This is a genomic window from Frigidibacter sp. MR17.14 (genome assembly GCF_037095735.1).
GTDB lineage: Bacteria > Pseudomonadota > Alphaproteobacteria > Rhodobacterales > Rhodobacteraceae > Frigidibacter.
Genome location: NZ_JBAWKD010000001.1, coordinates 648611 through 663261, shown reverse-complemented (window position 1 = coordinate 663261; position 14651 = coordinate 648611). Strand labels below are relative to the sequence as shown.

The following is a 14651-nucleotide window of genomic DNA, read 5'->3' as shown; positions in this document are numbered from 1 at the left end:
ACTGAGCCATCTGGACTGCTGCGCCGCGGCGAGTAATGCTGCGAGCTGTCTGACTGTCTGCGATGGGCTCGAAGCGGCCAGAGAGCCGAACGAGAAGCCCCCGGCGCGCACTTGGCTCCGGGGGCTTCCACATCAACATTTTTCTTAGGGGCTGGTCCTCCTCCCTGGGATCCCCGCAACTCCTCCTTCTCGTTGCAGGCGTCGGCAGACCCCTGGATGAACCTCCGGTCTCCCATCGTAGCGCGGGGAGCAGCTGTTCATTCCCACCCTGATCGTGCGTGCGCCCCATTGCCGACACTGGCGCATGGAAGGTTCCAGCATGTCCGTGGGTGCCGGTTCTCGCGCCGAGCCATCGGTTGCGGGTGGCGTTCTAGCCAGACGAAAACCCGCCAAAGGGATCGCCGCCAAGTAGGCCCGCCGCTCGGCGGGTTTCACCTCTAGCCAGCCGGGCAGCGGCCAGAGTGAGCAATCCCCGTTGAAGCTGCCGCGAACGCAGGTGCGACGCTCGCATGCGAGAAGCCGCTTCGCGGTTCACGCGAGGTCGGCTGCGTGCCGCTTCGCGCCCCTCGCGAAAATCGGAAAATTCATCTAAGCATATGTAATTGCATCATAAAATATGACCGAGCATCTTGCGGGCAGGCCCGAATCATGCATCATTAGGGGCACATCGAACGCCCAACCCGAACCACGCCTCACCCGCCTCGCTCAGGCGGGCCTGACCTTCTGCGCCCTGATGGATGCCATGACCGCACGCTACCCGTTTGTCCTCGCCCGTTATCCCGACCCAACTGTCTCGGAGTTCTCCATCCGCAACCGCCTGCGCGAGGCATGGTGCAAGGTGCATATCCGGCACGAAGGGCTCGAGCCGCCGTTGCGGCCCGACGGCACGCGGGATCAACAGGCCTACCTGAGCCTGCTCGACGAGGTGTCGGTCACCGGGGCGGCACTGAGCCGGGTCAATCGCCGGGCCAAGCGCTACATGGCTTGCTACGAGCGCCGGCACGAGGTGTCGCAGTTGCCCTCGAAGATCGCGGAGGTGATCGAGCCCGCCCGGCACGGTGTCCGGCTGATCCAGCTGCCCTCCGAGGCGCGCGCCGACGAGATCGCGGCCGAACTTCACGCCGACTACCCCGGTCTCGGTCCCTGCAACGAGCTCGTCTGGCATGCGATGCGCCAGTCCTGGCGCAGCGGAGAACCCGGCCTGCGCCTGCCGCCGGTCCTTCTGGTCGGCGCGCCGGGCATCGGCAAGTCGCACTGGGCGCGACGGCTGGCGACGTTGATCGGTGTGCCGAGCACGGAGATCGATGCCGCGGGCGAGAACGCCTCGTTCTCGGTGGCCGGCTGTCAGCGAGGCTGGGGCAATGCCGGACCCGGTCGGCCCGTGGAGCTGATCCTTCGCGAACAGGTGGGCAACGTCCTTCTGGTCGTCGACGAAATCGAGAAGGCCGTGCCCGCCCGGGGCACCTCCGGGGGCACATTCAATCTGACCGACGGGATGCTGCCGCTCCTCGAACCCGCGACCTCGGCGCGGTGGAGCTGCCCCTATGTCCGACTGCCGATGGACATGAGTTGGATCAACTGGGTGATGACCGCCAACGGCCTGCAGGGGCTGAGCGCGCCGTTCCTGTCGCGCTGCCGGATCATCGAGCTGCCGCCACCGTCCATCGATCAGATCGCGGCCTTCACGCGCCGTGTGGGGCGCAAGCGCGGACTTACGAACGACATGATTGAACTGAGCATCGAAGCCATGACCCGTTGCTTCGGGAAGGAGAGACAACCCAACCTGCGGACCGCGCTGCGCCTCCTGGACAATGCGGTCATGATGGCCGCGCGGCCGCTTCTGCACTGAGGGGGTGAAGCGTGAACCCTCTCGAAATTGCCCTCTCGACCGGTGCCCTGGTCTTCGGGGTTGCGGTCAGCGCCGGCTGCTTCCTCTCGATCCGTCGGATGCGGGACCCGGAACCGGATATCGAGGCTGCCGATCGCTTCATTGCCCGGGCACCGCAGCCAGGTCTCCTGCCGCTGTCTCGGGAGGTGCTTGCGGACGTCCGCGTCGTGGCCTTCGACGCCTTCGGCACTCTGGTGAGGATCGACGAGCCTCGGGGGCCGTGGATGAAGATCATCCGTCAGGCGGCACGCAGGCGCGACCCGCGCCTCGCCGCGGGAACCATCCGCGCGTTCGCCGAGGAGTGCGGCGCTCATTGGGACCCGGAATGGGAAGAAGACCTTCAGGCCGAACTCGGCTCGATCCGCATCTTCGACGACACCCTCCGAGTGATCGATCAGCTCCGGGAAGCGGGCTACCGCCTTGCCCTGATCAGCAATCTCGCAAGGCCCTACGTCGAGCCGCTTCGCGAGGTCTTCGGCCAGCGCTTCGACGCCGAGATCTTCTCTTGCGACCTTCAGGCCGTGAAGCCGCAGCCGGTCATGTTCGCGAGCGTCTGCGCCAAACTCGACGTGGCGCCCAGCGAAGTGCTGATGGTGGGCGACAGCCTCCGCTCCGATGTCGATGGCGCGCGCCGCTTCGGAATGGCGGCGCTCCACCTCCGGCGTGCCCGGAGGGAAGTGGCCGGGACAATCTCGACCCTCGATCGGCTCGCTGACCAGCTCAAAGCGGCTCGCCTGTAGTCGACGCCCCCTTACCGTGAAGCGAGAGAGGCCATGTCCACCCCTGATCATCAGTTCGTCCAACGCGCCCTGAGCGCCCTGTCCGCGGCCGAGGCCGGGCCAAGCCCGTCAGATCTCGCAGACGCACCCATGATGCACTTGTGGGTGCCACTCGTAACGCCGAAAGGGGGACCGACCCTGCACGGCTACGCGACGGGCCACCCGGACTTCTGGGTAGCCTGCGTCCGCACCTCGTGGCTGATCGCGCTCGATCGCGACGCGGGTTGGGCAAGGACCCTCGGCCGGTTCTACTTGCTGGACCCTCCGCTCGCGAGCGCAGGAACCCATGTCTTCGATCGCGAGCCAACGCCGGCCGAGGCTGGGGCCGGTATCCGCCGCTTCGACTGTCCCGGATACAGGCCGGTCACGGATCCCGAAGTTCTGGAGGCAATCCTGGCGGAGCATGCGGCGCGATTCCGTCAGCTCGCCGCAGAGGGGAAGACATCTTGATCATCCCGCTGGTGCCGCCATCCGCAAGGCCAACGTGTCTCCCTGCGTTCATGGCGTTCGTCACCACGAGACCTGCCAAACGTATCTTCATAGAGATACTCAATCGAGCCGGTTCGGCATGTCATGTATCCTTGAGGCGATACATTTCGCATATCGCTGCCGTGGGGAGAGAGCGGTGCGCGCTCTCGTGTTCGACGCCCTCAGCCCGGGATCCGGGATCCGCACAACGGACGAGAAAAGATGCCGAGAAAGCGACAGTTGAGCCGCGAAGAGAAGCTAGCGCTTCGCCTGGAGGTCGCCGACCTCGCCCGCCGCGCGCAGCTGAGGTTGCCGCAGGCCATTCGGCAGATGCGTAATTGCCTGGGCCTGACCCAAGCGGAGTTCGCCGACCGCTTCGGCCTGACGAGGATCCAGCTGATCGCGCTCGAGCGGGGCAGGGCCAATCCGACGCTCGAGACCCTCGAGAAGATCTGCAAACCCTTCGGCTTCGTGGTCGGCTTCGTGCCGCGGGAGAAGCATTCGGCGCCTGACCAGGCCGAGGGGCGGTGACGCCGACGCGATTGCCCTGAAGGCAGGGGCAGGCGCTGCGGCTAGTTTGCGAGATCCGTCTCCCGCATCCAGTCCAGTAGCCGGCAGGTCGGCTCCGTCATTCGGCGATCCTTCGGCACGGTCAGCCAGTAGCTTCCCAGCGTGACCACCGGCTCGAACGGACGTCTCAACCTCCCCGCGCGGATCTGGCGGTCGAACATCGGCAGCGGCAGCAGCGCGATGCCGAACCCCTCTGCTGCCAGTTCCGCGAGACCGTTCGAGCTGTCCAGCACCGGACCGGCGAGCGGCGGACAGCTCTCGCCCGCGGCGCGGAACCAGGCCGGCCATTCCTCGGCCCGGTAGCTGCGCAGCAGCCGGTGCCGGCGCAGGTCGCCCGGGCGGCGCAGCTCGAGCCCCGGCGCGCAGAGCGGCGCCATCGGCGCGTCCATGATGTGATGGGCTTCGAGACCCGGCCAGTGTCCGGAGCCGAAGCGGATGGCGGCATCGAGCCCTTCGCGTGCGATCTCCACCCGGTTGTTGTTGGTCGAAAGCCGGACCGTGACGCCCGGATGCGCCCGCTCGAAGGTCTCGAGCCGCGGGATGAGCCAGCCGGTGGCGAAGGTCGTCACGGTGCCGAGGTTCACCACCTCGGTCGGCTGCCCGCCCGAGATGCGCTCGATCATCCGTGCGATGTCGTCCAGCCCGCGCTCCAGCACCGGGAACAGCGACTGCCCGGCATCGGTGAGCACGAGACCGGCCGGAGTGCGGTGGAAGAGCGCGAGGCCCAGGAGGCCCTCGAGCCGCGCGATCTGGTGACTGACCGCGGCCTGGGTCACGCGCAGCTCGATCGCGGCGCGGGTGAAGCTGCCCTGACGGGCCGCGACCTCGAACGTGCGGAGCGCATTCAGCGGGATGTCGGGGCGATCAGGCATGAGCTGAGCTTATGCGAAGTCCAATCCTTTGTCGTCTGCCCTGTGCCGGCACCACCGGATAGGTCACAGCCAAACGCCACGAAGGACCAGACATGACCCGCGCACTTCCTTTCTTGATCCCATTGCTCGCAGCCCCAGTCTCGCCTGCGTTCGCCGAGGACGCCCAGGATCGGTTCGAAGCCGATGCGGCGGCAGCCTTCGGCCAGGCCATCGCGGACCACGACATCCCCGGGCTGGTCGTCGGCGTTACTCAAGGTGGCGAGCACCGCTTCTACGCGACAGGCCTCGCGTCGCGCGAAGACGCCCGTCCGGTCACGCCGGACACGATCTTCGAGCTCGGATCGATCAGCAAGATCTTCAACGTGACGCTCGCGGCACTGGCGGAGGACCGCGGAGAACTCTCGCTCGGCGCCCCCGTCTCGACCTGGCTGCCCCGTCTGCAGGGTGTGCCTGCAGGCGAGATGAGCCTGCTGGATCTGGCGACGCATCATTCGGGCGGTCTGCCGCTTCAGGTGCCGGACGATGCGAAGACTGTCGATCAGCTCGTCGACTGGCTGCAGACATGGACGCCGCCCGAGCCCGGGGCGCGCAGCTACTCCAATATCAGCATCGGTCTTCTGGGCCATGTCACCGCCGGGGCCATGGGCATGAGCTACGCTGATGCGGCAGAACGGGTTCTTTTTCCGGCGCTCGGCCTGAAGGACAGCTGGGTCGAGGTTCCGCCCGCAGCGATCGAGCGCTACGCCTACGGCTATGATCGCAAGACCGATGCGCCGATCCGGGTCACGCCGGGCGTGCTCGACGACGAGGCCTATGGCGTGAAGTCGACGGCGCGTGACATGCTGACGCTGCTCGATGTCGAGCACGGGGAAGCCCCGGTCGCCCCCGATGTCGCAAAGGCCGTGTCGCGGACGCAAGAGCCGCAGTTCCAGACGCGGCTTTTCACCCAAGGCATGATCTGGGAAGCCTATCCTTGGCCTGCCGATCCCGAGCGCCTGGTTGCGGGGAACGGCTATGATTTCATCCTGAAGCCGCAGCCGATGGAGGCTTCCGATCAGCCCGCGGGTGGAGAGGTGTTCCTGAACAAGACCGGATCCACGAACGGCTTCGGGGCCTATGTCGCCATGGTGCCGAGCGAGGACTTGGGCGTGGTCGTGCTGGCCAATCGCAACTTTCCGAACGAAGCCCGCGTGCGCGCCACCCTCGAACTGATTTCGCGACTGACGGCCGACTAGGTCGACGCGAGAGCGATGGCGACGCGGGTGATGCGCCCGCGCCGATGTCATCGGAGCCGGAGCGGGCCTCATCGACCAGCGCGCACCCGCGGGAGAGTGCTCTTCACAGAATGCTTGCCTCAGATGGCATAAGGGCTTGAGCCCGCCGCGGCGTGGCTGCCGCGGCCATGAAGCGAGTGGCACCAAGATCGGCGCGGAGGACGATGCCAGCGCTGAGTTGGCGGTTGCGTTTTTCCGCAGCGACGCGCCGGGCGCAGCCGACAAGGGCAGCAAGCCGTCATTCGCTGCGGCTGACGCCAATGGCGGCTCCGCCCAGAACTGACCTGGTGGGTTTAGTTGGAGGGGGCTGAGCCGTCTACCCTAACCAAGCATCCCAAAACACGGTGCTTAACGACCATACGGGAGCGATCTGAAGCTTTCAGTTGCACCATGGCAAAGGCGGCTGCATATTTAGCCTGACAGCCGCTCATCGCCACAAGTCCTTTCGAGTAGAGCATATCGACTTGATCATTAACAGAGTTGCCGAACTGAAGAACGCAGGAGTGTGGAAAGATTTTTCCGCCCCTGAAGATATTAAAATCATGCCTCGCACCTTAATTTATGGGTTCAATGGGTCGGGAAAAACAACTCTTTCGCGAGTGTTTTCTTCGATTGAGCGAGGAAGCCTTGAGGAGCGATTGCCCGCAGAAACTAATTTCAAAATAGAATCTTCAAACGGCACTACTGTCACGCAGGATCTGACATCTAAACCCTTCGGGAATAACTTGCTGGTTTTCAATACAGACTTCGTGTCCAGAAACTTTGAGTGGGATGCCAGCAGCACAAAGGGGATTGCGTATCTGAGTGAAAAGAAGGTCGATGCTCGAAAAGAATTTGACGAGATAGCTCCTAAATTATCTTCAGCAAAGCAACAGACCGACACCAAAGAGAAAGCAAAGGCCAAGGCTGATAAGGACTTGTCGGACTTCAAAACGCGAGTGGCTCGCAGCGTCCGAGAAGTCGCTTCATCGAGCACCTACACGCAGTCCTACGACGCTCGAAAGATTCAAGGACATTACTCGAAAGCATCCTTCGGCGCAGAGAAGAAGCTGTCCGAAGCAGACCTCAAGAAGAACCAAGGAATACTTGCTCAGCGGGAACCCCTGCCGACACTTTCGTTCTCCGCAAGCCTTCCGGCCGGTCTGATTGGTTGGTTCAAGGTTGGTCAAGCCCTGCTGACTCAGAGCGTGTCCGGCATCGCTTCAAAGGAGTTCGAAGGCCACTCGGATGCTCTTCGCTGGATCGAGGACGGGCTCCATTATCACGACGAACATAGTGTGGCCGACTGCTTGCTTTGCGGAAACTCATTCTCTGAAGAGCGCCGAGCACAGCTTCGGGTCATGTTCGACAGATCGTGGACTGAGGCGCTCCGCGCTCTGGAAGACGCCGTGAAGCACGGGCATGAACACCAGCAAGCTCTTAGGGAGCTCTACCGGTCTGTCCCCAAGGAATCTGAGGTTACCGCCGAAGAACGGGAAGCATTCGCCCAGAACCGAATGCTTTTCGAAACCGCTATCAAGCAGCTTGGCGTGTGTGTCGGGGAGCTTCTCAAGGGTCTCGAGGTAAAGGCAGCAAACCCGATAAAAGAAGTCGAGGCCACCGCGGAGCTGGCCGATTTCGGCCTTGAAAGGTGGCTCGCAGAGTATGGGAAAATAGAGACCGCCCTGACTTCTGCTGTGAATAAACACAACGAAGCCTTCACGAGTTTTGCCGCAATGCAAAAGGAGGCCTTCACGAAAATCGAAGCACATGTTTTGGCGACCAACCAAGGTGATTGGGGCAGCCTTCAAAAGGCTGTGCAGGATGCAGAAACGGAGCTTGTGACAGCGCAAACGGACGAGAAGGGTCTGGTCGACCGACAGTTAGAACTTCGAAGCGACCTACAAGACCACGGTGTTGGCGCGGACAAGATGAATGAACTTATTTGGGCCTACCTGGGGCACAAAGAGCTTCGTCTTGTTGCCGAAGCCGGTGGCTACAGCATCCTTCGGCCGAGCGGGAAACCTGCAACGGAGCTCAGTGAAGGAGAACGGACAGCGGTTTCTTTTTGCTACTTCCTGACGCAACTGGCCGCTGAGGGGCGCAAGGTCGAAGACCTTGTGCTGGTCATTGACGACCCGATTTCGAGCCTCGATACCGCCGCTCGAACCTATGCCTACAGCCTAATGACGCGCATGACCAAGAAGTGCGCTCAGGTCATTGTCCTCACGCACAACACGAGCTTCATGAATATGGTGAAGCGAGAGTTCCAAAACCTTCAAAAGCGGGATGATACGAGGACAGTGACCGCGCTCTTGTCTCTCGATTGTCGAAACTCTGGGGATGGAGATGAACGGGTGACTTGTCTCACCAACATGCATCCGCTGTTGGTGTCCTATGATAGCGAGTATCACTACCTTTTCCGTATGGTTCAGGACGCGGCTCAAAACAAGACAACAGACTATGTATTCTTACTTCCTAACGCGACGCGTAAGCTGTTGGAGATGTTCGCAACCTTCTGTTCGCCTGGGCAGCCGAATTTTGCGGGCGCGCTCGGGGACCACCACAATACCGTGAAGGACAAGCTCGATGTTCGTGCCCTTGAGCGGCTGGTGCAAATTGAATCACACGGTAAAATCGACGGCCTTGGCACCCTTCCAGACCTCACGCTGGAAGAAGCAATCCGTGCGGCCGAAGCAGGCATTAACTTCATCAAGGAAGTTGGCAAAGACCACTACAAGAAGATGTGCGCAACTTGTAAATAAGTAAACCGCCAGAATAACACAACATGCCACCCTGGATCGGAAGCGGTTGTCTGCTGCATATGGCATGAACGTTCGCGAAGGGCTGCTCTCGACACCAGGCGTCTTGCCGCGTTCCGGTCAGCAACGCGAAGTTTGCCAACATGGCCCGGTGAATGGGGCGCAAGGTCTAAGTAAGGCAGCCCGCCCTTCCTGCATGGCACATCCAATTCTGGGCTTGTTTTCTCAGTATCATTCTCATCGGAACGCACATACGCGTATGCTTTTCCCTGAGCCACACGGGCAAAAGTCATCCCTCGAGAAGCAAACTTTTTGTCTTTTCACCACCTTGTGTGCGCATTTTTGGTTAACGCGTTCTATCTTGTTCAATAGAATCCCATATTGCAGCGTTACCCTTTCAGCCTCTCGTGCCAGCATTGTTCCGAAGGCGTAAGCCTTTGAGAACAGAATGAAGAAGTCGCTGTCGTCGCTTGATGCTACCAATGGGTTTGCATTGTATTCCGTCATGTAGGCAAGTTGACCGCCCTGCGTTCTTACTATGCGTTTTTTCCTGGTGGTCGCCAAGTTGTCACCGATATTTGGGTGAACAAACTCGCAGCAGAAATTGTAGAATGGACGTATCCCCTTGTAACTTTCCTCTTTCTGAAGTCTATCGATCTGATTGAGGATATTTCTCGCTGAAAGATCCACCCGAGTTTCGGCGGCATCATGAAGGTAATCTGTCTTAGAGGGCATTTCCGGAAAGTCGACGACCTGAAGATCCGACCAGCTGAACCTTGTTCCAATTAACGGCCATATAGACTCTCGCACCTCAAGCAAGTCACCAAATGATTTTATTTCCGGTAGGCTGGTCTTGTGCGCAATCTTTCTAAGAGATGCTTCCAGGACTGCAAGTCTCTCAACGATAGAGCGAAAGCAGTTGAGCTCTTCATGAAGCGAAAGCGTGCCATAAGAAAGGCTCTCAATGCTTGAGGAGAGAGCCAGGACTTTTGGTGTGATTGCCATGCACGCTTGGCTGTATATCTTGCCATTCTCTCGGGCAATCCGCCTAACTTGATCGGTGGTTAAATTTGCATTGTGAGCCTGGTCAACCGGAGTGCCGAATACGCTGCTTTCTAACCCCTTGTCCATTTGCCAAATAAATGTGTTGCGGTGTGCGTCTACTTGCTTCCGAACAACAGGAAAAACTCTCAAACATTCCGCCTGAAGAGCCGCGCGAGCCTCCATTAAACCTACTTTTTCATCGCCACTCACAGAACATCCTTTGGGTAGCTTCCAGGAGCCCAGTTCTTCTGGAATCCGAAGGTGTAGTCAACGCATGCTTCCAACTGCTGGTCATACAGTCGCGTTCCTGTCAAGTTCTTCAAGTCGAGGGAGATCAAGTTGGCCCTAAAACCTATGATGTAGCGCCGATCCCTACAGATATCTCCGACGCAGCGCATGGCCGCTGTTTGACCTCCTACGGGCGCCTCACCAAGGGCAGGTAGCAGAAATCGAGCGCGTGCAGCGAAGGTCCGGAAGGACCGCGCAATAGCCATCCAATCGTGCAAATGCTGCGCGTCTCCTAAATGACCGGTTCGGCTGCGCCGCAGCGCGGCGACAGTCTCAGCTTCGAACGTCAGGTTTGGGCCGAAACTACTAAGTGCAGAGGGCGGGCTTGCCAGAGGGCATGCGTCCGCTCCATGCGCACAATCGACGTTGCAGGCTAGATGCCGCACCCTAGGACTTGATGGGAGGTCAAGCGGGGTGGAAACGTCCTGTAAAGTCCTAACCCCATCGCCCATAAGGGGGAAAAGGACCTCGCCTGCCATGATGCCCGCCGACCGTGAAACTCTGCCATCCTTCCTGTCTCGCCTCGCAGCGGAGAAGAATGTCGAAACGCAGGCCTTCGCGCAGGATCTTGCAGGTTCCTACAAGCGGCTCCTCAATGGCGAGCCGCGGGCGATCGAGGAACTCAAGAGTTGGGCGCGGCTTTCGGACACTTCCTGCAATGAAGTTCTGTCATGGACAGGGGTCTTCGACGCCGGCGTAAGGACGATGTTTCGAGGTGAAAGCGTCATCTCGAGGTCGCTGCGCAGCCCCGTGGTCCGCGGCTGTCCAGCCTGCTTGCGCGAGGATGCGAACGCGCGACCGTTCGCGCCGCTGACCGCGATGGCAATGCGTGGGCACTGGCAACTTCTCGAAGTGTCTGCCTGCAATCGCCACGCGCGGCTGCTCGTGCCGCTCTGGGAGGAACAGGAGCGGAGTCGGCGCCTGGACATGCAGGCCCGCCTTGCCGAACGCCTCCCGGAAATACTGACGGGTGGGCTCGATGGTGAAGAGGTCGAACTTTCAGCCTTCGACCTCTGGATCGACGCACGGCTCGAAGGGAGAGCAGACGAAGGCTGGCTCGCACCGATCGGGACCTCTTGGGTCGCCCGTTTCTGCGACGCGTTGGGTGACGGTCTCGTAGCGCCGACCACCGCATGGGAAGATCCCATCAAGCGCAGGCATCTCACATGCGCCGCAGGCTACGACGTTGCTGCGAAGGGGCGCGAGGCGGTCAGGCGGCTGTTTCTGGAGACAGCGACCGCGTGGAAAGAGGTCGGCGACCCGATCAAGAGGAGATTCGTCCGGCTGTTCTCGTATCTCGATGTCCACTGGCGCGACCATGCGGAAGTCGACGTCTTCCGCGACCTCGTGCGCGAGGCGATGTTTGAAATCTCCCCGATCGGCGCCGGTGAGCTGGTGCTTGGGCGGCCGCTCGCCGAACGCCGGTTGCATTCCGTCGTGACTGCAGCAGCGGCGTCAGGTGTTAGCGAGAACAGGCTTCGCCCGCTTCTCGTCGAGGGCGGGGCACTGAGCGCGGAAGACCCGCGGCCGGACGCGCGGGCCACCTTCGATGCGCCGCGCTACGCGAGGTTGCTCGCCGACATCGCGCAACTCGTCGACGACAAGGCGATGAGAAACGCGCTCGGAGCTACCGCGGTCGAGATGAGGGCACTGGAATGCGACGGCGTCCTCGTTCCCCGGACCTTTGTCGAGAACTCTCGCATCCGCTGGCATCCAGCGGATGCGGAGCGGTTCCTTGCGAAGCTGAGCGGGCGCCTGGTGTCGCCGGCGTCTGCGGCAGGGGAGACTTGGGTGCCTATCCATCGTGCGCAAACGCGAGCGGGCATTTCCGTGGGGCGCGTCATCGCGGCCGTGCTCGACGGACACGTTCGTGTCACCTGGGCCGACGGTGAGGGCAGATACTCGAGCTTCCGCGTCGAACTGGCAGAGCTTCGCAGGCACGTCGAAGCCGAAGACAGGAAGGCCTCGGACAGACCAGCGCATCTTGAGGGTGCGTCGCTTTCCGCGTTCGGACGAGAGATTGGCTGGCGTGATGCCGCACGCGTGATGCGCCTCGTCGAGACGGGTGTGCTCGAGGTGAGCATGGTTCTGAACCCCCGAACTCAGCGGAGCCAGTGGCAGGTCGCTCCCGAGAGCCTTGCCGCGTTCCGACAGCGATTCCTGACGTTCGGCATGGTGGCAACGGAGTTCGGCATCGAGACACTCTCTTCACGGGCATGGGTGGCGGCAGCCAATGTAGAGCCGGCCAGCATCGGCGGCGTGGTGCTGGACGGCGTCTACCCGCGTCCCGTCTTTGAAAAGATCTTGGCTGAGCGCGGTGCGGTTCGTCGCGTCGAGTAACGCCAGATAGCGACTGCAGACGCAGGCCGTCGCGATTGAAGTGATTTGTTGTCCTCGAAAACAGTCCTTTACGGGCGAGCGCCGGTGCTTGCGTGAAATTATTCTTGACAGGGGTGTGCATAAAAAGTGCCGAAACGTGCACTCATATGCCTTCTCTGCAGAAGCGGTGTGGATGGTGACCCCGACAGGACTTGAACCTGTAACCTGCCCCTTAGGAGGGGGCTGCTCTATCCAGTTGAGCCACGGGGCCGCAGCGACTGTTGACCAGAAATCCCGCCCTCGCGCAAGCGCGGGGCGGCGCGGTGCCGCGGGCACCGGCGGCTGCTTCCCTCGCGCGCGGGAATGCGCTACGCATCGCCCCATGAAGTGGAACATCCCGAACCTCCTGACCGTGTTGCGACTTATCGCGGCGCCTGGCGTCCCGGTGATGTTCCTCTATTTCCACCGGCCCTGGGCCGACTGGGCGGCGCTGTCGCTGTTCATCGGCGCCTCGATCACCGACTGGTTCGACGGCTATCTCGCCCGGCTCTGGAACCAGCAGAGCCGCTTCGGCGCCATGCTCGACCCGATCGCCGACAAGGCGATGGTCACCATCGCGCTTGTGGTCATCACCGGCTATTCCGGCATGAACCCCTGGCTGATCCTGCCCGCGACGGTGATCCTGTTCCGCGAGGTCTTCGTCTCGGGCCTGCGCGAGTTCCTCGGACCCGATTCGAACCGCCTGCAGGTCACCAAGCTCGCCAAGTGGAAGACCACCGCGCAGATGGTGGCGATCGGGGTGCTGTTCCTCGGCACCGGGCTCGACTTCGTCGAACATGGCCGCGGGCCCGAGGCCGGCGGCGTCGTGCGCCTTGCGGGCGGGGCGGCGGCGGTGGCGACCGTTCTCGGGCTGGCGTTGATCTGGGTCGCCGCGGCCCTTACGTTCGTCACCGGCTGGGACTACTTCCGCAAGGCCCTGCCGTTCCTGAAGGACCCCAAGTAAGGAGGCCGCATGGCCCTCGACATCCTCTACTTCGCCTGGGTGCGCGAACGCATCGGGCTGCCGCGCGAGCGGGTGGAGAGCGGGGCCGGCACCGTCGCCGAGCTGGTCGAGGAACTGCGCGGCCGCGAGGAGCGCTACGCCCTGGCCTTCTCGGACCTCACCACCCTGCGGGTGGCGCTCGACCAGGAGCTGTCCGACTTCTCGGCCCCGCTGGCCGGCGTGCGAGAGGTCGCCTTCTTCCCGCCGATGACCGGGGGCTGATCTCATGGCCGCGAAGCCGCCCACCGCAGATCTGCCGACCGCGGCCCCTCGCGACCCGGACGCTCGCGTTCGCGTCCAGGCAGAGCCCTTCGACCATGGGGCAGAGGTGACGGGCTTCGGCATCGGGCGGCGCGACGTGGGCGCGGTGGTCAGCTTCCTGGGCGTGGTGCGCGACGACAGCGGCACCCTGACCCGGATGGAGATCGAGCACTATCCCGGCATGACCGAAAAGGCGATCGCGGCGATCGTCGCGCAGGCGACGGACCGCTGGCAGCTTGCCGATGCGCTGGTCATCCACCGTCACGGCACCCTGCTGCCCGGCGAGGCGATCATGATGGTCGCCACCGCCGCGCGTCACCGCGTCGCGGCCTTCGAGGCGGCCGAGTTCCTGATGGACTACCTGAAATCCCGCGCGCCGTTCTGGAAGAAGGAACATGGCGCAGAGGGCGCGGGCTGGGTCGCGGCCAAGGACGATGACGAGGCGGCGCTGGACCGCTGGTGAGCCGCGCCCCGGGTCGCGCTCGCTGGAGCCCGCCACCCGATCCGCCGCAACCTGTCCGGGCCGCATCCGCTTCGACACCCGTTCGATGCGCCCCTGCCCGTGGCGCGCGTCGGGTCTCTCGCGCCTGAGGGGCCGGGTGCGCACGGCCCTGTCTTTCTGTGGGGGAACGGCAGGGGGCCCTCGCCGCGATCAGGCCCGAAGGCCCGATCCGCCCGCGCGGCCCCAGGCGCCGCATCACTCAGTCGCGGCGCAGCTTCTCGATATGGGCGCGCATTTCCTCGGCCTCCTGCCGGGCGTCGCGCAGGCCTTCCATCGCGGCGCGCAGCTCGGCCTCGGTCTGGCTCAGCTGGCTCATCAGCTCGCGCTCGCGCGTCTCCGACCAGCTCAGCGCCTGATCGCGGCCCTGCTCGGCCTCGTGCAGGGCCTGCGCCATCTTGTCCAGCTCGCCCATGTCCGCCTGCGTGACGCGGGTCAGCCGGTGCAGGATCCAGGACGCGAACCAGCCGAGCGCGAAGGCGACAAAGAGGATGATCGCCGTGGCGACGATGAATTCGGTTCTGTTCATGTCCTGTCCCGTGCCTGCCTTGCGCCCTGAATAGCCCCCCCAGCGCGCGCGGGACCAGAGCCGCCCGCGCTTGCCAT

13 protein-coding genes and 1 tRNA gene are annotated in these 14651 nt (G+C 62.6%); 10 read left to right on the top strand and 4 right to left on the bottom strand.

Features of this window, described 5'->3' with window-relative positions:
* Nucleotides 1–742 precede the first annotated feature (742 nt).
* The 4 genes from V8J36_RS03225 (at nucleotide 743) to V8J36_RS03210 (ending at nucleotide 3666) form a co-directional block, all read left to right on the top strand.
* Nucleotides 743–1849, top strand: coding sequence for an AAA family ATPase (locus V8J36_RS03225; RefSeq protein WP_336465800.1), 1107 nt, complete (start codon nucleotides 743–745; stop codon nucleotides 1847–1849).
* 11 nt (nucleotides 1850–1860) lie between these two features.
* The gene (locus V8J36_RS03220; RefSeq protein ID WP_336465799.1) at nucleotides 1861–2628 is read left to right on the top strand and encodes an HAD family hydrolase; all 768 of its coding nucleotides are present in this window, start codon (nucleotides 1861–1863) and stop codon (nucleotides 2626–2628) included.
* Between the two features lie 33 nt (nucleotides 2629–2661).
* Nucleotides 2662–3117 (top strand): DUF6634 family protein, encoded by a 456-nt coding sequence (locus V8J36_RS03215; protein WP_336465798.1) that lies wholly within the window; start codon nucleotides 2662–2664, stop codon nucleotides 3115–3117.
* 258 nt (nucleotides 3118–3375) lie between these two features.
* Nucleotides 3376–3666, top strand: coding sequence for a helix-turn-helix transcriptional regulator (locus tag V8J36_RS03210; protein ID WP_336465797.1), 291 nt, complete (start codon nucleotides 3376–3378; stop codon nucleotides 3664–3666).
* A 41-nt stretch (nucleotides 3667–3707) separates the two neighbouring features.
* Here the strand turns inward: V8J36_RS03210 and V8J36_RS03205 are convergent, their stop codons facing one another.
* Nucleotides 3708–4577 carry a LysR family transcriptional regulator gene (locus tag V8J36_RS03205; protein WP_336465796.1) on the bottom strand — a complete coding sequence of 290 codons (870 nt, stop codon included), beginning with the start codon at nucleotides 4575–4577 and terminating at the stop codon, nucleotides 3708–3710.
* A gap of 92 nt (nucleotides 4578–4669) precedes the next feature.
* Here V8J36_RS03205 and ampC point away from each other — a divergent pair, with 92 nt between their 5' ends.
* Nucleotides 4670–5812, top strand: coding sequence for a class C beta-lactamase (ampC, locus tag V8J36_RS03200; RefSeq protein WP_336465795.1), 1143 nt, complete (start codon nucleotides 4670–4672; stop codon nucleotides 5810–5812).
* Between the two features lie 422 nt (nucleotides 5813–6234).
* Nucleotides 6235–8595: an AAA family ATPase gene (locus V8J36_RS03195; protein ID WP_336465794.1), complete on the top strand. Its 2361-nt coding sequence runs from the start codon at nucleotides 6235–6237 to the stop codon at nucleotides 8593–8595.
* Nucleotides 8596–8829: 234 nt separating this feature from the next.
* On the opposite strand, the gene V8J36_RS03190 is transcribed toward V8J36_RS03195, so the two are convergent.
* Nucleotides 8830–9846 (bottom strand): hypothetical protein, encoded by a 1017-nt coding sequence (locus tag V8J36_RS03190; RefSeq protein ID WP_336465793.1) that lies wholly within the window; start codon nucleotides 9844–9846, stop codon nucleotides 8830–8832.
* Between the two features lie 555 nt (nucleotides 9847–10401).
* On the opposite strand from V8J36_RS03190, the gene V8J36_RS03185 reads away from it, so the two are divergent.
* Complete coding sequence (locus V8J36_RS03185; protein WP_336465792.1) at nucleotides 10402–12264, top strand: TniQ family protein; 1863 nt, start codon at nucleotides 10402–10404, stop codon at nucleotides 12262–12264.
* A 173-nt stretch (nucleotides 12265–12437) separates the two neighbouring features.
* Here the strand turns inward: V8J36_RS03185 and V8J36_RS03180 are convergent.
* Nucleotides 12438–12514 (bottom strand) — tRNA-Arg (locus tag V8J36_RS03180).
* A gap of 111 nt (nucleotides 12515–12625) precedes the next feature.
* Here V8J36_RS03180 and pgsA point away from each other — a divergent pair.
* Genes pgsA through V8J36_RS03165 form a run of 3 tightly spaced genes read left to right on the top strand, consistent with a single transcriptional unit; the run spans nucleotide 12626 to nucleotide 14009 of the window.
* Nucleotides 12626–13246: a CDP-diacylglycerol--glycerol-3-phosphate 3-phosphatidyltransferase gene (gene pgsA, locus V8J36_RS03175; protein WP_336465791.1), complete on the top strand. Its 621-nt coding sequence runs from the start codon at nucleotides 12626–12628 to the stop codon at nucleotides 13244–13246.
* 9 nt (nucleotides 13247–13255) lie between these two features.
* Nucleotides 13256–13507 carry a molybdopterin converting factor subunit 1 gene (gene moaD / locus V8J36_RS03170; RefSeq protein WP_336465790.1) on the top strand — a complete coding sequence of 84 codons (252 nt, stop codon included), beginning with the start codon at nucleotides 13256–13258 and terminating at the stop codon, nucleotides 13505–13507.
* Nucleotides 13508–13511: 4 nt separating this feature from the next.
* Complete coding sequence (locus V8J36_RS03165) at nucleotides 13512–14009, top strand: molybdenum cofactor biosynthesis protein MoaE (RefSeq protein ID WP_336465789.1); 498 nt, start codon at nucleotides 13512–13514, stop codon at nucleotides 14007–14009.
* A gap of 238 nt (nucleotides 14010–14247) precedes the next feature.
* Here the strand turns inward: V8J36_RS03165 and V8J36_RS03160 are convergent, their stop codons facing one another.
* Nucleotides 14248–14574, bottom strand: coding sequence for a hypothetical protein (locus V8J36_RS03160; RefSeq protein WP_336465788.1), 327 nt, complete (start codon nucleotides 14572–14574; stop codon nucleotides 14248–14250).
* Nucleotides 14575–14651 lie beyond the last annotated feature (77 nt).